The 18,386-nt window shown below is 68.2% G+C and carries 13 protein-coding genes and 1 pseudogene; 6 read left to right on the forward strand and 8 right to left on the reverse strand.

All coding sequences use genetic code 11. The features are described 5' to 3' along the window. Positions 1 to 179 precede the first annotated feature (179 nt). The 3 genes from PHA84_RS18850 to PHA84_RS18860 form a co-directional block, all read right to left on the reverse strand. The gene (locus PHA84_RS18850) at positions 180 to 935 is read right to left on the reverse strand and encodes an alpha/beta hydrolase family protein (protein ID WP_270889687.1); all 756 of its coding nucleotides are present in this window, start codon (positions 933 to 935) and stop codon (positions 180 to 182) included. 749 nt (positions 936 to 1,684) lie between these two features. Then, positions 1,685 to 3,181 carry a hypothetical protein gene (locus tag PHA84_RS18855; RefSeq protein WP_270889688.1) on the reverse strand — a complete coding sequence of 499 codons (1,497 nt, stop codon included), beginning with the start codon at positions 3,179 to 3,181 and terminating at the stop codon, positions 1,685 to 1,687. After that, entirely contained in the window at positions 3,178 to 3,540 is a 363-nt protein-coding gene (locus PHA84_RS18860; protein WP_270889689.1) for a hypothetical protein, read from the reverse strand. The genes PHA84_RS18855 and PHA84_RS18860 overlap by 4 nt, the downstream gene beginning before the upstream one ends. 230 nt (positions 3,541 to 3,770) lie before the next feature. On the opposite strand from PHA84_RS18860, the gene PHA84_RS18865 reads away from it, so the two are divergent. Continuing rightward, on the forward strand, positions 3,771 to 4,628 hold the full coding sequence (locus tag PHA84_RS18865; protein ID WP_270889690.1) for a hypothetical protein: 858 nt from the start codon (positions 3,771 to 3,773) through the stop codon (positions 4,626 to 4,628). A 755-nt stretch (positions 4,629 to 5,383) separates the two neighbouring features. Beyond that, positions 5,384 to 6,337, forward strand: coding sequence for a helix-turn-helix domain-containing protein (locus tag PHA84_RS18870; protein WP_270889691.1), 954 nt, complete (start codon positions 5,384 to 5,386; stop codon positions 6,335 to 6,337). Positions 6,338 to 6,467: 130 nt separating this feature from the next. Here the strand turns inward: PHA84_RS18870 and PHA84_RS18875 are convergent, their stop codons facing one another. The 3 genes from PHA84_RS18875 to PHA84_RS18885 all read right to left on the reverse strand — a co-directional run bounded on the left by PHA84_RS18875 (position 6,468) and on the right by PHA84_RS18885 (position 7,559). Next, a complete protein-coding gene (locus tag PHA84_RS18875; protein WP_270889692.1) occupies positions 6,468 to 6,686 on the reverse strand; it encodes a hypothetical protein in 219 nt (72 codons plus the stop codon). 165 nt (positions 6,687 to 6,851) lie between these two features. After that, positions 6,852 to 7,067 carry a hypothetical protein gene (locus PHA84_RS18880; protein WP_270889693.1) on the reverse strand — a complete coding sequence of 72 codons (216 nt, stop codon included), beginning with the start codon at positions 7,065 to 7,067 and terminating at the stop codon, positions 6,852 to 6,854. Between the two features lie 132 nt (positions 7,068 to 7,199). Continuing rightward, on the reverse strand, positions 7,200 to 7,559 hold the full coding sequence (locus PHA84_RS18885) for a hypothetical protein (protein WP_270889694.1): 360 nt from the start codon (positions 7,557 to 7,559) through the stop codon (positions 7,200 to 7,202). A gap of 228 nt (positions 7,560 to 7,787) precedes the next feature. Between PHA84_RS18885 and mobF the strand changes: the two genes are divergently transcribed. Both mobF and PHA84_RS18895 read left to right on the forward strand, forming a co-directional pair. Beyond that, complete coding sequence (gene mobF / locus PHA84_RS18890; protein WP_270889695.1) at positions 7,788 to 12,674, forward strand: MobF family relaxase; 4,887 nt, start codon at positions 7,788 to 7,790, stop codon at positions 12,672 to 12,674. After that, positions 12,662 to 13,615, forward strand: coding sequence for a toprim domain-containing protein (locus PHA84_RS18895; protein ID WP_270889696.1), 954 nt, complete (start codon positions 12,662 to 12,664; stop codon positions 13,613 to 13,615). The genes mobF and PHA84_RS18895 overlap by 13 nt, the downstream gene beginning before the upstream one ends. Positions 13,616 to 14,009: 394 nt before the next feature. Here the strand turns inward: PHA84_RS18895 and PHA84_RS18900 are convergent, their stop codons facing one another. Both PHA84_RS18900 and PHA84_RS20875 read right to left on the reverse strand, forming a co-directional pair. Then, positions 14,010 to 16,250 carry a hypothetical protein gene (locus tag PHA84_RS18900; RefSeq protein WP_270889697.1) on the reverse strand — a complete coding sequence of 747 codons (2,241 nt, stop codon included), beginning with the start codon at positions 16,248 to 16,250 and terminating at the stop codon, positions 14,010 to 14,012. Between the two features lie 596 nt (positions 16,251 to 16,846). Then, positions 16,847 to 17,038, reverse strand: coding sequence for a DUF3892 domain-containing protein (locus PHA84_RS20875; protein ID WP_442952937.1), 192 nt, complete (start codon positions 17,036 to 17,038; stop codon positions 16,847 to 16,849). 164 nt (positions 17,039 to 17,202) lie between these two features. On the opposite strand from PHA84_RS20875, the gene PHA84_RS18905 reads away from it, so the two are divergent. Both PHA84_RS18905 and PHA84_RS18910 read left to right on the forward strand, forming a co-directional pair. Continuing rightward, positions 17,203 to 17,427, forward strand: coding sequence for a hypothetical protein (locus PHA84_RS18905; protein ID WP_270889698.1), 225 nt, complete (start codon positions 17,203 to 17,205; stop codon positions 17,425 to 17,427). 618 nt (positions 17,428 to 18,045) lie between these two features. Beyond that, positions 18,046 to 18,306, forward strand: a pseudogene (locus tag PHA84_RS18910) (transposase); the annotation flags it as partial. Positions 18,307 to 18,386 lie beyond the last annotated feature (80 nt).

Below are 18,386 nucleotides of genomic sequence, written 5' to 3' on the forward strand. Positions count from 1 at the left end.
GTTTCTGCCGCCGTACTGACTCGCATGTCCACTCCTCTTCGTCTCGGCGGCGTCCGTCCGCACGTGCGTCGCTGCTCGTGCGTGGGCCTGACCGGGGGAGTCATAGTATCCCAGATAGCAGGATATTTTCAATAGCGTTCAACGCGCTTTCCAGAGCGAATGCGGGGTGCGGGACCCCGTCAGGTCAGGTACGGGTCGGCCCAAGCGCTGATGATGCGAGCGGCACGTTTGGCTTGCCCGGGCCCGGTCAGGAGGTGGTCAGCGCCTTCGAGGGACACGAAGCTACGAGGGTGCCGAGCGGCCCGGAAGATGTCGCTCGCATTGGCGATGCCGACGGTGTTGTCGGTCGGTGAGTGCATCACGAGCAGCGCTCGGCGCAGAGTGCGGATCTGCTCTTTAAGGTCGGCGGCGCGGACGTCCTCGATGAAGTGTCGCCGAAGGGTCAGTGCTTTGCCTCCGATAAGGAACGGGGCTTCACCATCGGCCATGATGCGCTCGACGAGCGCGTCATAGTTGTGCTCAACGTGGCCGGGGTCGAACGGCGCTCCGATGCTGGCGACCGCAAGGACTTCGGGCACGGTGTGTGCGGCGGCGATGACCGCTGCACCGCCGAACGAATGCCCAACGAGGAGTCGGACCTGGCGGCCGGACTCGTTCAGGTAGTGAACCGCCTGTGCGGTGTCCGCGACCTTGTTGGAGAACGACCCGTTGCCCCAGTCGCCTTCGGAGGCACCTAGGCCGAGATTGTCGAACCGGAGCATGCCGATGCCCTCGTGAGCGAGCTGTTTGCATATCCGGTTTGCGGCGGGGCTGTCCTTGCCCAGGGTGAATCCATGTGAGAACACCCCCCAGCCGCGCACGCGGCCGGCTGGGTAGTCGATGAGGCCGGCGAGCCTTGGACCCGTGGTGCTGGGGAACCACACCCTTTCGGCCATCTCAGGTCCTTTCACGTTGTTCGCTCGCTGCGGGCGGAGTCTCATTGTGGCGACGCGGGGGCTGCAGGCGAAGCCCCTTGAGGTCCGACGCTCGGCCGCCAGCACGTTGTGGCCTTGATGGGTACCGCGATGGAGGCGAGCGGTCACCACCTGGGGTGGCGCTCTGGAACCGGTCCACGCAGTGGGCATCGGGGCGCGGTGCCATGCCAAGGGCGGGGCCTTAACCGGCCCCGCACCCTTGCTCTGCCTTCAGCGGTCAGCGGACACTCAACGTCGCTTGCAGTGGTGTCGACCGTTCGGATCCGCCCACGAAGACCTTGTACGTCCCGGACGCAGTCTTCCAACTGTCACTTGCGGGGTCGAAGTACCCAAGTGGGTGTGTCGTCGCCCTCGGGTCGAATGGTGATGTCCACCGCGCTCGACCGCCAGCGTGGCAAGCGCGTACCCCGCGGTGCGGGTATGGAAGAGATGTTGCACGAGATGTAGCACGCCCACCGAAAAGTATTCTCTGACCTGCGCATATGCTTATGCCTGAAATGCGGAAGGTCGGCGGTTCGACCCCGCCCCGGGCCACCAGCAACACCGCGGGTCAGGCAGTGCGTATTCCTTCGTCTGGCAGCCGACGTTTCGAACGTCCCCGATCTGCCCCTCGGAGGTGTGCACGCCACCGGCTCGCTGCACGGCAGGGCGATTCCAACGGCCGACTTGGCGCGTCGTTCGGGACCAAACAGCTTGACCCGCTACAAGTGTCATCTCTCGCAGCGCGAGGCGGGACGGCCGGTCGACATGGTGTTCAGCCTTCGGTCTTGTAGAGGCGGACCACGACGCGCGCTTGGTTCACCGTTCTGCCTGGTCTGGCTATCCTGCGCGGACACATGGTCCAGGGACGCTGCAGCGCTCATGGCTGTCATGTTGGCGTCGACGAGGCTGCCGGCGGACGCCGTCAGCCCGGAGCGGACGTGGTCGGGCAGGGGGACGGCTCTGTTGCTGAGGAGGTCGCGTGGCGTGACCCAGGACACGACGGGGCTGTCGTCGATGGTCTGGGTGTCTCGTGGGTCGTGCCGCCGCGTGGCAATCGCCAGCATGTGGACGGCACGGGCGGCTCCGGTCAGTTCGGGGTTAGTGGCGGCGTCGCGGGTGGCGTGCGCCAGGTCGACGTTGGTGGCCAGGACCTGCTGGGTGAGTCGACCGATCCGGCTCAGGTCGGTCCCTTGGGCGATGGCTGAGGCGTGGGCGATGGTTGTGCCGTCGCTGATGAGTTCGTGCACCGCGGCCCGGGTCTCAAGTGCTGCCCGCGCGAGGTCGGTCTCGACGCGGCGTGAGTGTGGTGGCGTGAGGTCTTTCCAGAGGCGGGCCATGGTCTCCCAACGTTCTTGGCTTGTCTCCACAGCCGGGGAGAGACGAGTCATGTACTGCTGCCGGTCGAGCTGTCCGAAGTCTGCGGCGGCGCGCGCCAGGGTGTTGCAGGCTGTGAGGACCAAGGATTGGGTGCGGGCGGTGAGCATGAGGTCGGCGGTGTTGACCCGGTCAGTCAGAGTGCGGTGAGCCTGGACGTCCCAGCTGGCCAAAGCTTGAGCGAGCCGGCTTGCGGCGGGTGGCTCGCGGTGTTCCCCCGCCAGTTCGCGCGGGTAGGTGCCGGAGATGAGGGCGCCGGCGTGCTGCTCGAACGCGGTCAGCCGGGCATGGGCGGCGCGGGCTTGCCGAAGCGAGTCCCCAGTGGTCAGAGCGCCCCGAGCGGCCATCTTCATCTCCAGTTCGCGCGCCCGCCGGCCGACGGCGACGCCAACCCCGTGGGAGCCGACGTAGAGGGTGTGCATGATCCTGGTCCTGGCGGCCTGCAGGTCGCGCTGTTCGGGCTCGCTGAGTGGTGGCGAAGGAGTGGCGTGCCTGCTGATCAGGTCGGCTGCCCGGGCGAAGCTCTCCGCGATGCGCAAGAGGCGCTCGTCTGCGGGCCCGTCTCCTGGCCAAGCCCGCCCGCGTCCGGTGCGATGCATGGCTTCGCTCATCGCAGCAAGCTGTTGGATCGCGAGGTCTGCGGAGTCGGGAAGGTGCTCACCAGTGAGCGGCTGGGGAGGGGTCACCGGCGGCAGGGCCTGCCAGAGGTCGCCGGCTGCCTGGACGACCTCGCCCCAGGTGCGCAGCATCATCGCTGCGTCCATCTCGTCGACGTCCATCAGGATCGCCCTGGCTATGTGGTCGGACTCGAGGAGGAGTTCGCCGACGCTGCGCTTGTCCTTGCCTGTCATGGCGCGTGCTCGTTGAGCAGGTCGCAGATCGCGGCGATCAGCTGGGACGTTCCGGGCGGGGAATCCTCGATGGGGTGCAACCGGGTGAGCTCTTCGGCGGCGCGCAGCAGTTCCAGCGGGTCGGTCTCGACCGGTGCCGGCTCATCGGCGTCGGTGCCTGTATCGGTGCTGCCGGGCAGCAGCTCGAGTGCTTGGGACGTGGCCAGGTCCAGACCCAGTCCCAGGAAGCGCAGGACCGGGTCGGGATTGGTAGCGGCCTGGTCCCAGGCCATGTCCGAGGCACGCGCCAGCAGTCGGGCAATGGCGACCAGGCTGTCCGCGGCGTCCAGGTCGGTGGGGCGATGGTCGGCGCTCATCATCGCTGTCTCCCTTTGGTTCGTGAGCGGTGTGCGACCCGATCCACTCAGATCCCGCCTGGGCGCGTCAGGTCTCCTCCCGCCCCTGTGCATGGCGCCCCCGGGGTGTCGTGGGTGGGAACGACACTGTTCTCGTAGGCCTAATGGCCACCGGTGCCTCTCTGGAGGTCAGCACCGCCCGCAGTCGAGGTGTTCGCACTAGTGCCCCTCGGCACTGGCAGGAGGTGAGGGTGATGACGACGATAAGGAAGGTGCTCGCGTACGGACCCGCGGTCGCGGTCAGCATGATGCTGACGTTCATGGTGGGCGCGGTGCTGCCCGCCACGGTGGGGCTGTCGTTATTCGTGGGAGGTCTGGCCACCATGATGGCGCTCCTGCTCGGCGCGGGCGAAGGGCCGGCGGTCCGGATCCTGTTTCGTGCCCGTGACCTCAGCTCGGCCGAGGCTGCGGCGCTGGCACCCGCCGTGGCGCTGTTGTGCCAGCACGGAGTGGACATGGGCGCGCTTCGACTCCGAGTGCGGGATGATGTCGTGCCGATCGCGGCCGTGGGAGCGGGCCGCAGGACCGTCGTGGTCTCAGCCGGCCTGGTGGCCGCGGTCCGGGACCGGCAACTGCCCGTCGAGCAGGCGGCCGCGGTCCTCGGCCACGGTGCCGGCGTCGTGCGCAGCGGCGCCGTGCGTTCCGATCCGGCGCTGGAGTTCTGGACGCTGCCGTGGCAGGCCATCCGTGGACTCGCCGAGGGCGTGTCGCGGGCTTTTCGATGGTTCCCGCTGGTGCGGTGGGCCTGGAAAGCTCGGTTCATCGTGGCGATGGTCGGCGGAGTGCAGGCGGGAGCGGCGCGACAGTGGCTCGTGGCCGCCGTGATCGCCCTCCTGGGGGCGCTGTCCTACCTCGTGAGCGTCTGGGAGCGGGCCTGGGGCGCCACAATTCGCGAGTTCGGCGACGAGCAGGTGCGCCGGGCTGGCCTCGCTGAGGACCTGTCCCGTTTCCTCCTGCGCTGCTCGACCTCACCGGAGGTGCACGAACGGGTCCATGCGCTGACCGGCCCCGCGCAGCGGCCAAAGTTGGCCGTCGTGGCCTCCCGGGCGTAGCACTGTCACAGTTGCGGCCCGTCACGCAGTTGGGGTGGCAGGGCCGCGCGGACCGTTCCTACCCGGTTCATCGCTGTGACCCCGGGTGAGTTTGGGGCGCGCAGGGCGGCTTGGGGCTGCTCCCCCGTGGCGGCCGGCCAGCATTCATCACAGCCCCGCCCCGTCCGGGTCCAGGACGGACCTCAGGTCGCCGGCACACCCTGCCGGTGGGTTCCTGGGATCAACCACCGCCGCGCACCGGCTGCACAGGTCGACGCCCGTCGGAGCGACAACCCAGACACACCCGCCGAGGCAGGCACGCTCCTGCGTACAGCCGCACACCAGACAGGCACGCCGCCGCGGATCCCCGCCCGCCTCAACGGAGTCGATCTCTGCAGCGAGATCCTCGGCGGCGGCCAGCAGCCGCTGCGCCGCCCGGAGGTGCCGGGTTCGTCGGAGCACCTCGGCCGAAGCCAGCGAGGCCACCCGCTGGTGTCGCAGTCGCGCCAAAACCCTCGGCTCCAGCACCGATTCGCTCTTCAACGCGACCATCGCGCCCTTCCTCTCCGTTCCGCCGGGAACGACGCCCCTGACTCTCAGCCTGTGAAGGAGTAGGGAAGCCGTCCCGGTGGCGCCTCGTCACGACCCAAAGACATCGACCTGCGCCCTGGTGGACAGCCCCACCGGCCGTCCTGGCTGTCCACCCGTAGCCGCCTCCACGGCTTTGGTTGCCGCGGCCGGGATAGCCGCTGCCACCAACGCGTCAGGACCGACCGATGAGCTACAACAAGGCCTGGGAAGTCGGGTACGCCCGTGACCGGGCCTATGGCCGCAGGCGCTACGTCCCCGCAACCGACACACGAGCCAAGCTCCAAGAGCTCGTCGATGCGCACGTTCCGGTCCGGGCGATCGCGCGAGCCAGCGGCGTGAGCGACACCGCAGTCGCTTACATCATCGACGGCCGACATGAACAGGTACAGCGGCAGACCGCGACCCGGATCGCGTCGTTGACGCTGAACGACATGTACGCCCGGGCCTCCGGGAGCGTGCCCAGCGTCGGCGCCGTGCGCCGCGTGCAGGCATTGATGGCCCTCGGGTGGCGTAAGGCGGACCTCAAGGCCGAGGGTGTCCCCACCGGTCAGCTCGTCACGCGATCGCGCGACCTGATCAGCGTCGAGGGCTGGCGGCAGGTGCGGGACGTCTACGACCGCCTGAGCATGACCCTCGGCCCGTCCCAGGCTGCTCGCGACCGAGCTGCGGCCCGCGGCTACCCCCCGCCACTGGCGTGGGACGACGAGACGATCGACGACCCGCGGGCGAGGCCTCAGCACGGCGAGCCGGTGGAAGCCTCCGTGGACTCGGTCGCGGTCGACCGGGTGGTGGCCAGCGGGTCCGCCGGCACACGGTGCGATACCGATCTGCAACTAACTCAGAATGAGCGCGTCGCAGCGATCCGCCGGCTCGCGACGCGAGGGTCCTCCGACCGCGAGATCGCGGAGGCGGTCGGCGCCTCGAAGCGAACGGTGTTGCGACTTCGTCACCGGCAGGAGATCCTGCCGGGTCGCCATGGCGCCCGACCAGGTTCCGCCCACGGTGAGCGATCGATGCCGGTCGACCCAACCGGTTCGGAGCGTCTGAGCCGTTCAGCCTGGCTTGAGCAGGCCGCCGCGCGCACGACGGGGCACGCGCGGGGCGCAAACGTCGGGCTGTCGGCGCGCCGGCCGTCGTGAGCAAGGACCTCGCCGGACTCGATGGCCGCTGAATGCTCCCGGAGCGCCCTGCTCAGGGGGCCGGACAGGTCATCGTGGGCGTAGGCACAGGCGCCCTCGGGTGAGATGCCCATGACAGCGGCCACTTGGGCTACCCGCCCGTGGAGGACATCGCCCACGACGGCGGCGTCGACGTCTCCTCGGCCGGCAGACCGCCATCACCTTCGGTCGGCTCTGCCGGCTGATGGAACCGACCAGTCCGCCGAGCGAGCATCATCAGCTGCAGACCGGCCGGTTGGGCAGCCGACCGGCTCAGCACCACGCCACCGGTCCGACGGTCCTTGACGATCGCCTGCTCGAGCGCGGACACAGTGCTCGCTCGAAGCGAGTCGTGCCTGTTGAACCCGGGCCGGCCGTCGCCGGCCGGCGAGTGCTTAGCTGCGGATCCTTGCGCGCCAGGTCCCGCAGCCCCTGCGCTCGACGGCGCGCAGCGAGGGTCGCCCACCGGGGAGCCAGTCAGCGCCCGGCGGATGGCCTACTCGCGCCGGTTCTCGACGGGGGTCGAGGCGACCACGTGCACCGGGTGCACCCGGTGGCACAGTGGGTTGTCGCACCGGTGCCCGAGCACCTCGGTTGCGGCCAAGGCCTCGACGCCGTGCACCTGGGCGAAGCCGAACCGATGCGCAATGATCACGCGGTCCGGCGCGAACCAGAACCGCCGTGCCCCTTGCCGCTGATGGCCCCGGTCCACCACCAGCAGTCACTCCCCGCGACCCGCACAATCATGCGCTCACGCCGGGGCCACCCGTGTCGGCATCCGCGACCGCCGCGTGGAGGAGGGCTGACCTTCCTCGTCCAACCGCCGAGCACCCACGAGCGTGCCTCAGTCGCCGGAGTCGTCGCTCGCCGCCCGGGACGGCGGTACCTCGTCCCGGGCCAGCGCGCACAGCCGCGCCGCCTCCCGACGGCTCAGGTCCTTCCCGCACCACTGGATCGCCTCGTGCAAGCCGAGGCCCTCGACGGCCGTCATCTGGTGCAGCGCCTCCCCCGCTCGCTGCTCGCACCGTCGCACCATCTCGTCCCGCTCCCCCAACGCCACCATGACCTCGACCCCACGGCCACTGAGCCGCCTCTCCCGCTCCACCCGCTGCTCGCGCATCTTGGACTGTGCGTCCAGCGCAGCCCGTCGGGCCAACTGTCGAGCGCTCTGCTTGCTGACCGGCCGGTCCTGGGTCTGACTCATCGCCTCGTCCTCTCTGATCACGGAAACCTGCCACCCACGAACGCCCAGGACTGCTCCGCCGGTGGACACCTGTCCCAAGCCGACGCCGACACCCGACCGCCCCAGGGCCACGTACCCCCGGCCCAAACCCCTCACCGCCATGTCCCACACACCTCATGCATTCCAGGTCGCTGAACCCGCAACCACTGACCATTAGGCGCGGTCGTCCGGCTTTCTGAGGGTGTGACCATGTCGATCCACAAGCTGACTGCCGGCAGCGGGTACGACTACCTGACCCGCCAGGTCGCGGCCCAGGACGTGACCGAGAAGGGACACACCGGCCTGGCCAGCTACTACGCCGCCAAGGGCGAGACGCCGGGGCGGTGGGTCGGCTCCGGCATGGCCGGTATCGACGGCCTGGCGGCCGGCGACGTGGTCACCGCCGAGCAGATGCAGGCCCTGTTCGGCTCCGGTCACCACCCGCTCGCGCGACAGCGCCGCGATCAGCTGCAGGGCCCCGATCTAACGGATCGGGACTACCAGGCCGCCACCCGGCTAGGGGTCCCGTACAAGGTGTACGCACGCGACGTGTCCGCGTTCCGGCTGGAGGTCGCCCAGCGCATCGCCGAGCTCAACATCAGCCGAGGCGCGGTCGGCAGCGCCGCCCGGGAGGCTGCGGTGTCGGTCGAGGAGAGGGCCCGGATCCGGACCGAGGTCGCCGTCGAGTTGTTCCGCGCCCAGCACGGACGGGACCCCGCCGACGCGCGGGAGATTGCCGCCATAATCGCCAAGAACTCCCGGCCCCGCACCACGGCGGTGACCGGGTACGACCTCACCTTCTCCCCCGTCAAGAGCGTCAGCACCTTGTGGGCGGTCGCGGATCCGGCCACCGCAGCACGCATCGAGCGGGCCCACCAGGCGGCGGTAAAGGATGCGCTGACGTTCCTGGAAGAGCATGCCCTCTACACCAGGCTGGGCACCAACGGGGTCCGCCAGGTCAACGTGCAGGGCCTGGTGGCCACCGCCTTCACGCACCGTGACTCCCGCGCCGGCGACCCCGACCTGCACACCCACGTCGCGGTCGCGAACAAGGTTCAGACCGAGGACGGCCGGTGGCTCAGCATCGACGGACGGGTGCTGTTCAAGGCCAACGTGTCCGCCTCCGAGCAGTACAACACCTCCCTGGAGAAGCACCTGCGCGCCGACCTCGGGCTGCGCTTCGAGGAGCGACCCAATCCCGATGCCCGCAAGCGTCCCGTGCGTGAGGTCGTTGGGGTCGACCCTCGGCTGAACGAACACTGGTCGGCCCGCCGGGCCAGCATCGAGGCGCGGCGCGCCGTGCTTGCGCAGCAGTTCCAGTCCGCCCACGGGCGCCCGCCCACCGAGGTCGAGTCGATCCAGCTGGCCCAGCAGGCGACGTTGGAGACCCGCGAGGCTAAGCACGAACCGCGCAGCGTGGCCGAGCAGCGGCAGTCGTGGCACCAGCAGGCGGTCGAGGTCCTCGGCGACGAGGCCGCCGTCGCCTCCCTGGTGCGGGGGGCGATGGCGCCGCCGACCGCCGTGTCGACCCGGGTCGACGCAGCCTGGATGAGATCCACCGCGGAACGGATCGTGACCACCCTCGGGACCCGCCGGAGCACGTGGCAGGTGTGGCACGTCCGGGCCGAGGCGCTGCGCCAGGCCCGGGCCGCCGACCTGGCGGTTGGTGACGCGCACCGCGTGGTGGACCTGCTGGTCGAGGAGGCGCTCAGCCAGCACTCCGTCCGCCTCTCCCCCGATGGCGATGGGGTCGAAGAACCGGCGCAGCTACGTCGGCGCGACGACGCCAGCGTGTACACCGTGCACGGCGCCGGGCACTACACCTCGGCCCGGGTGCTCGCCGCGGAGCAACGCCTCATCGAGGCGGCGGCACACACGGATGGCCGGACGGTCGGCATCGAGGCCGTCGACCTGGCCCTGCTGGAGACCGCCGCCAACGGGGTCACCCTCAACGCCGGGCAGGTCGCCCTGGTGCGCGGCATGGCCACCTCCGGAGCACGTCTACAGCTGGCAATCGCCCCCGCCGGAGCCGGCAAGACCACGGCGATGAGGGCGCTGGCCAGGGCCTGGGAGAACGGCGGCGGGACCCTCATCGGACTCGCCCCGTCGGCCGCAGCGGCCGCGGCCCTGCGCGACCAAATCGACACGAACGGGGCCGTGCGCACCGACACCCTCGCCAAGCTCACCTACCACCTCGCCAACGGCGATCTACCCGAGTGGGCCACCCAGATCGGGCCCGCCACGCTGGTGGTGATCGACGAGGCAGGCATGGCCGACACCCTCTCCCTGGATGCAGCCGTGGACTGGATTACCGCACGAGGCGCCAGCGTCCGCCTCATCGGCGATGACCAACAGCTCGCGGCCATCGGCGCCGGCGGGGTTCTGCGCGACCTCGACGCCACCTACGGCGCCCTGCGTCTCACCGAGCTCATGCGGTTCGCCGACCCCGCCGAGGGAGCCGCCTCACTGGCGCTGCGTGAAGGCCTGGTCGACGCGCTCGGGTTCTACCTCGACAACGATCGCGTCCACGTCGGCGATCTCGCCACCATGACCGATGACGTCTTCGATGCGTGGCAGGCCGACCGAGCGGCCGGACTCGACGCGATCATGCTGGCGCCCACCCGCGACCTAGTCTCCGACCTGAACCAGCGGGCCCGCGACTACCGGCTCCAGCAGACAGCCGGCCCCACCGGAGCTGCGCCGAGCGTGCCGCTCGCCGACGGCAACCAAGCCTCTGCCGGGGACCTGGTCATCACGCGCGCCAACGAGCGGCGGCTCCGGGTCAGCGGGTCGGACTGGGTCAAGAACGGCGACCGCTGGACTGTGCTGGACGTCGACCCCGCGGCCACTGGTTCGGGGTCTCTCACGGTGCAGCACACCCGTAGCGGCCGGGTGATCGAGCTCCCGGCCGACTACGTGGCCACCTCGACCGAACTGGGTTACGCCACCACGGTGCACACCGCTCAAGGCGTGTCTGTCGGCGCCGTGCATGGGCTGGCCACCGGGGGTGAGTCCCGCCAGCAGCTGTACACGATGCTGACCCGCGGCCGCCTGGCCAACCACGTGTACCTGGAGGTCGTCAGCGACGGGGATCCGCACAATGCAATCCGCCCCGACAGCATCGCCCCTCCCACCGCGACCAATCTGCTCGAGCGCGTCCTGGCCCGGGACGACTCACCGCTGTCCGCAACCACCATGGCCAGGAAAGCCGCGGACCCCTCGGTGCAGCTCGGCCTGGCTGCGACCCGCTACACCGACGCGCTGTACGTCGCAGCCGAGGAGCTGCTCGACCGCGGCACCCTGGAGGGCCTCGAGTCGGCCGCGGAGACGGTCGCCCCTGGGTTGTCCGCCGAGGCCGCGTGGCCCACACTGCGCGCCCATCTCATCCTGGTCGCCGCCGCCGGGCCCGACCCGGCACAGGCCTTGGCCCGGGCCGCCGCCGGTCGCGAGCTGGACAGCGCCGCAGACCGCGCCGCAGTTCTGGACTGGCGCCTGGATGACACCGGTCTCCGCAACGCCGGACCCGGCCCCCTGCCGTGGATCCCCGCGATCCCTCCTCACCTGGCCGAGCACCCCGTCTGGGGCCCCTACCTGCGTCTGCGCGCCGAGCTGGTCAGCGACCTCGCCGCCCAGGTCAGGGCCGGCGCCCTGTCCACGCCCACGCCGGCCTGGGCCCGGCAAGGGGCAGCCCGCCCGAAACCGGCCACCCTCGGCGACGTCGCCGTGTGGCGCGCCGCCATGCAGGTAGACCAGGAAGACCGGCGCCCCACCGGCGCGCCCCAGCTACAGAAAGCTCCGGCCCGGTGGCAGCAGCGGCTGAACACCGCCGTCACAGGCGACCGCACCCCAGCCCTGCAGGAGTGGGGCGACCTTCTCCGCCGCACCGCACCGGCAGCTTCCCGCGACGACTTCGCCCCGCTGCTGGCCGAACGACTGGCCGCCATGTCCCGCGCCGGCCTGCCCACCCGACAGATGCTGGCCAGCGCGCTACGTCAGGGCCCGCTGCCCGACGACCACGCAGCCGCCGCACTCTGGTGGCGGCTGAGCCGGCAGGTGGCCCCAGCCGTGGCTCAAGAGATCGACCGAGGGCACACCCTCCACTCCGACTGGGCACCCGATCTGGCCACCAAGATCGGGCCGGCCAGTGTCGAGCAGCTGCAGACCAGCGGCTGGTGGCCGGCGCTGGTCAGCACCGTCGACCACGCCCTGCAGCGCGGATGGTCCCTGGAGGACCTCTTGGGTGTGGCTGTCGTCGACGAGAGCGACGTCGACCCCGCCCAGGCCATGGCCTGGCGCCTGTCCGTGCTGACTGACCCGCCCCCCTCGGATGAGGCGCTCGACATCCCCCACCCCGACGACGATGCCCCCGCCGACATGTGGGACATCGACCCGGTCCTGGATGCGCGGCCCCCGATGGCACCCGAGGTGTGGGAGGGGACGTTGGGCGCGCTCGACGTCTACCCTGGACCCGCACACACGCCGCTGGAGCTGCTGGACGCCGCGCTCGAGGACCCGGCTTTGGTCGACCAGACGGAGCTCACCGTCGACGCGCGGCTGCAGCTGGCGGCCCTCGAGCGATCGGTGATGCGGCCGCTGCGGCCCAGCGACGCCGAGATCGAACTGCAGGTGGCCCGTGCCGCGGAGCTCGACTTCGCGCCTGTGCCGGCGGCACGGATGCTCGAGGTGAACCAGCTGGCGCTCGACTTCTACTGCGACCAGTACGAAGGCAGCTGGGCGCAGGGGTATCTGGCCCAACGACTTGGACAGGATCCCGCGCGCACGCCGGGCCTGCGGCCGGGCTACGCCCCCGCCGGGTGGACCAACCTGGTCACCCACCTTCACCGCCTCGGTGTCACCGACGAGGAGATGACCCAGGTGGGAGTCGCCACTCCCGCACGCACGGGTCGGCTCATCGACCGGTTCCGCGACCGCGCCGTCATGCCAATCGTGCACGAGAGCCAGGTGCTCGGGCTTGTGGCCCGACGAAACCCTGACCTGGGCGACGACGACAAAGCCGGACCCAAGTACCTCAACACCGCCGACACCGCCCTGTTCCACAAGGGTGTGCCCAGGTGTTCGGAATCGTGCCCGAACTGAACCCGGCCGACGCGACGCTGGTCCTCGTCGAAGGTCCTCTTGATGCGTGGGCCGTCACCCTCGCCACCGGCGGGCGCCATGTGGGGATCGCCCCACTGGGTACGTCCCTCACCGACGAGCAGGCCAGCCAGATCGCCGGCCTCGGCCGCCCGCTCATCGTCGCCACCGACGCGGACCTGCCCGGACGGGTCGCCGCCGAACGGGACTACTGGCTCCTCACCCAGCACGGCCTCGACCCGGCCGCCACCACCTTCCCCGACGGGCTGGACCCGGCCGACGTGCTCAACCGGGATGGCGCTCCCGCCCTTGAGCGAGCACTGGCCACCGCGCGGCCACTCGGCGACCTCCTCCTCGAGGAGCGGCTCACCAACCTGACCGGCGCGGCTGCCCTGCAGGACGCCGTGCAGGTCCTCGCGGCCAGGCCCGCAGACCACTGGACCACCCACCTCGACACAATCGCCACGCAGCTGCGGTGCTCCCCAACCCAAGCCCGAGCCCGCCTAGCAGCCAGCGTCCAAGCGTGGAACCGCGACCCGCGCGCCGCGACACAGGCCCGGCTCGACGAGGTCTCCGACGTTAAGGCTCGGCTGTCGGCTGCCACCCCGGCGACGCCAGTCGACCGCTGGCCCGCGCTGGCATTGGAAATCGATCCTCGACTGACCTCCCAGGCAGACTGGCCCGCCCTTGCCGCCATGATGCAGCTGGCCCACCAGGACGGCCACGACGTGGCGGCCACCGTCCGACGGCTCGTTGAGAACGAACCGCTATCGGACCTGCCCGCCCAGGACCTGCGATACCGACTCGTCGCCGCCCTACCGCTCGACATCGCGGCAGCCCCACGGAGCCCAACGGCGGACCAACCTTCCGGGGCCGCGCAGGCGCAAGAGCGCCGCACGCCCGGAACACGGACTCCGAGTCCGCAGCAGACGCAGCGCCGTTGATACGGCAGCGCGGTCGCAGTGGCCGGGCGCTCCTGCTGTCCGGCGATGCGCCCCACACCGCCCAGATAGGGCTAGCCGCACCACGCCGCCTACCGCCCGTTACCGGCGCCCACAAGCCCATGTGTGAGGCCGCATTCGCCGCCGTTCTCCGATGCGGTCCCGATCTCCAGTCCTGAGCCCAATGGTGAAGATCCTTGTGGCCGAGGGTGTGAGATGGCTAAACGGCCTGGACGTGAGGGCTCCTAGTCTGACCGTCCTCTTCCACGACGTCGGCATGGTCGAACAGGAAGTCAGCTCGGACCCGCGTGACTGTTCGCTTACTGAGTACCTGCGCCGCCGGACCCTCGATGCCGGACCTGGCACATCAGAAGGCTCCCGGTGGGCTCATTACCTGTTACCGGGAACGGGCCTCTTCGAGGAGCCTGGACTTGATCTCCTCGGTAAGACCAGTCTCGCCCGAGCGAGCGGCGGCGCCCAGCAGCAGTCTGGCCTCGTCCAAAGTGTCGCGGATTTTTCGCCGCACCACATGGGCAGGCAGTCCAGCCAACTCCTTGCGCAGGGCGTCCGAAAGATCAAGAAGGTCCTGAGGGACGGCGTCAAGGACTGACATGTTTAGCATCAAGGGGAGGGCTTCCTCGGTCTTTCGCGAAAGGCGAGCCCTCACTGGTCCGATTGCGAGGTAGTGGAGCATGAAATCTGGACTAATGGCTGGACTTGGCAGGGGCTTTCCCTCCATCTTGTCATCAAGAATTCTGGCAACCCTAAAGGCGGCACCATCAAGAGTGAGCCACCAAGTCTTGAAACCGAAGGCCGATCGACGCTCCCGCTTTGATTCACGTCGCATTTGCGTCCCCAAGTAATTCTCTACGTCATGGGCAACCAGCCTACTGCGCGTGCCCGCGTCTAGCGCCACACCGCCAGCCGCAATAGCCCTTCGATCGCGCTCATCCCTCGCCTCGTGCCAAATCTCACTGATTTGGGCCCTCAGAACTGGATCTCCCAAGTCCGCAAATTCCGCCAAATTCTGCACACGGATGCCGAAACAGTCACTCAGGTAGTCGGCGATGTCATCTTCCGGCCTAGATTTCCCACAGAATGTCTCGAGCCAAGCCTCGAAGTCAGCGCCAGGGCGGCCGCTGAGCCGGAAACAAGCCAGCAGGAACGGAGTGCGCCCATAGGGGCTGCCGTGCTCTTGCGAATGGAAGTATCCTCGAGACCGGTGCACGTGGGACGCCAGCTCCTCAAGCACCCCGTCAGTGACAAATAGATTCAGCCCGGCCTCCCTGGCCGCCATCAGCATTGCGGAATGGGCGCGGTGAGACTCGTCGAGCAAATCTTCGGCCATTAGTGGTAGAACGACCGTGGTGTCCAACCAGATGTCGCCCTCGGAGAAAATCTTCACAACGGCGGACTGCACGTCGGGAGTCTCCCGCATGAAAGCGAACAAAGTATATGTGTCCGCGAGACTCCGCAGGTAACGCCTGACTTCTTCTGACGGCTCACTCATGACGTGAAGCAAGGCGGCGACCACGAGGCGCGGCTCCACCACAACCCTTGGGACATTGGTCGCCAGATCGGCGTAGACCAGAGCTTCCACCTCATCGAAGCGAAGATTCGCGCCCCGCTCGTTGACGACGGCTTCGGCGAACGCCTCGCCACGCTGCAAGAGCACCCTCTCGAGAGCTCCTCTGGCCCGTTCAACTGCCTCATCAGTCATCCCTTGAACAAGCTCGACGCCGTCCTCGCTGGCAACCCTCAGCACAACGGTACGAAGTTCGGAACGCAGAATGACGTCGAGGGCGTCCATCTCTGCCAATCGCTCGTGGAGGCGTATTCGCTCGGCCCAGGTCAGGCAGAACTCATCGACCTTTGTCCAGTGGCGAATATGCACCTTCGACAGCCGCTTCAGCGCGCCGTCCACCTGAGCGGCTCGCGAGTTGCGGTCTTGGGCAGGCAAAAGCTTTTTTATTTGTTCGTGTATCTGCTGGCGAGGCATGCGCTGCTCGGATGTCGTGTCGCGGAGGACGGCCCTCACCATGGCCTCCATGCACAGTTTTGTCAGTCCCTTCTCGCGCGTGTCGTCCTCCCATTGCAGACCCAAATATACGAACGCAGCCTTCGCCTCTAGATCATCGAGGGCCTGGGCCTGTCGGCCCATTGACGACACGTCGCCAAGGAGGGGGTCGACGATCTTTGCTGCAAATTCCTCTGCTTCCGCAGTCGACGCAGCTCCGTGATTTCTGTTGGACAAGAACCATTCGCGGTCGCGTACGTCAAGATAGACGCCGAACTCGGATCGAACAGTCTTCTTCAACTTGTTGGCTGCAGGGCCAATTTCCTGGTTGGACGCGAAGACGAGAATCTTGACGTCTTTATGTGTGCTCCGGAGACGCTTGCACGTCTCGACAATCTTCGTCTCCCAGTCCTTCCGAACGGAGAATTGAAGGGCGACAGCGACGTCGTCATCCGGCTGCCACAGCTGAGCGTCGAGGCCGCCGTCGCCGCTCGCGGACGCCATGGGTCGCAGGGAGGGGTACTGATCCGCCATGAAGACTGTGGCAAGCACCTCAAAGGCACGCCACTGCGCCCCCTCTACCGAAGACAGCGCTAGTTTGAAGCGTTCGTATGCGATCACGGACCCGCCCATCTGTTGTGGCCACGGCAGTCTTACACCTTTCGGATCCCGGATGGTTCGACTTCGCCCCCTTTAGTGCGAGAAATCGCGAGACTGCCCATCTATCGGCACGCTCGCCTCATGACGCCGTCCGCAGTCACCGTTGGCTACCGTGATTGCGGAGGCCCCGCTCCTCGACATCGCGATCATGACGGTACGGCCGGGGGGGCTCGTTGGATTACCTTGGCTGGTGTGGGTGAGGGAGCCCCGATCGTGGTGAAGGCAACACACCGGCCGCTGACATGCGAACTTCACCCGACGATGCACAGTCGCCATCCAGGGTTGCGGGGCCTGCTAACCCATCCCACGTGGGGGTAGGCAGCGGGACCCTAGCGTTGGCGGCACGATGAGCTCCTGGTAGAGGTCCACTCCGAATTTCGGGTTTGGCGGCAGGCGCTCTCGAGGTTCATTCAAGACGCTGAAGGGGCTCGATGAACGGAACACTTGCACGGCGCCGAGCCGATCGGAATGAACAGGTCACGCCCTCACCCGCTGCTTAGGGCCTGCTTCATAGTTGCGGTCGGGAAGTAGCTGTGCAGGTCTGGCGAGTTTGCGTCTTAACGCCGCCTGCAGACGTCCCTCCTGCTAAGGCGCGGGAGCGAGAGGAGGTTGTTGTTCCACTGACCGTCCGCAAAGGTGCGGAGGTAGGGCTGGCCGTACCGCTGTGGAACCACGATCACCGCCGAGCGACCGGGCCGACTTCCGATGTAGTCCCGACTGGTCCACCCGCGCGACCATCGTGGGCTCATCTGGCTGACCCGCCAACTCCTGCGCGGGAACAGGTACCGGCTTGTGCTCGCGAAGCAGGCATCTAAGGACGCGGTGCCGGTCGAGAAGCGAACCGGTTGCGTCGGCGAACTTGGCCACGTCAGCCCTGCTTCATCTAACCGCGCGCAGAGGGCACAATGTTGGCATGGACTGGGGCATTCCTGTAGCGTCGTTGCTCGGGTTTCTCCTCGGCTTGGGCAGCTTCTTCATTGCCACGAAGACAGTCTTCGGAGGGATTGTCTCCTTCCTAGCCTGCTCCGCGGTTGTGTGGTTTGCTCTCGGTCAGTACTTCACCGACCCCCAGTTGATCGTGCTTTGGGTTGTGGGTCTCGTTGTCTTCTTCGGACTAGGCTTCGCAACCAACTCGTGAGGCTGTCAACCAGGGGCGGCTTGGTGTTGCGCGGTGAGGTCCTCCCGGACGACGCCGAATGTCCCTTAGTTCGGACTTGGCGCTGCGCTGGCAGATCGGCGATGAAGCCGCTGGGGGGTAACAGCTGTCGGCGTACCGCTCCCCCGCCGCCAGGACCAATCCCTGGAACGGCGCCCCTGCGCCCGGTCAAGGACCCCGACGTGGGGCACTTCGCCCACTTCGACGGCGTCCTGCCGCAGGCCCAGGTAGGGGCGTGGCGCCGTGGGCGATGGAGGCGCGCGTTTCAGTCAGCGGCTGTGTCTAATGTGTGCGGAATGGAATACGGCCTGCTTCCACACGGCTGGGTAGGAGTGCTGACATGCTTGGGGACTCTCTGGGATCCGCCGTGTCACGCTTCCCCGGTTTAAGCAGTTCAAAGAAGAGGCGGTGGATCTCCACCGACTGGAATAACGCTCCTTGCTGGCGGAAACAACTCCGGCAAGTCAACGTTTTTGACATGCCTTAGCCGTGTGGGAGTTCTGCCGCACCGCGATCGAGATGATGGCGTGACCCCTCCGGAGTGGTCCACCCGTTGTGAGAGTCCAAGAGCCCACACTGTGGGCAAGGAGGACGATCACGATGAAGCGACACCGGCACACCCCCGAGCAGGTGGTCCGCAAGCTGCGGGAGGGCGAGCGGCTGCTCAATGACGGCTCGGATCTGACGGAGGTGCTGCGCACCTTGGAGATCTCCGAGGCGACGTGGAACCGCTGGCGGTCCCAGTACGGCGGGATGAAGGCCAGCGAGGCTAAGCGGCTCAAGGAGCTGGAGGCCGAGAACGCGCGGCTGAAGAAGCTGGTCGCCAACCAGGCGCTGGACATCGACATGCTCAAGGAGCTGGCCGAGGACGCTCCTATAGATCGTCAAGTGGTGATGAGAGCGTAGTCGGCGCGTAGTGCGGTGAACACTTCGCGGGCGAG

It is taken from the genome of Pedococcus sp. 5OH_020, from assembly GCF_027812955.1.
GTDB lineage: Bacteria > Actinomycetota > Actinomycetes > Actinomycetales > Dermatophilaceae > Pedococcus.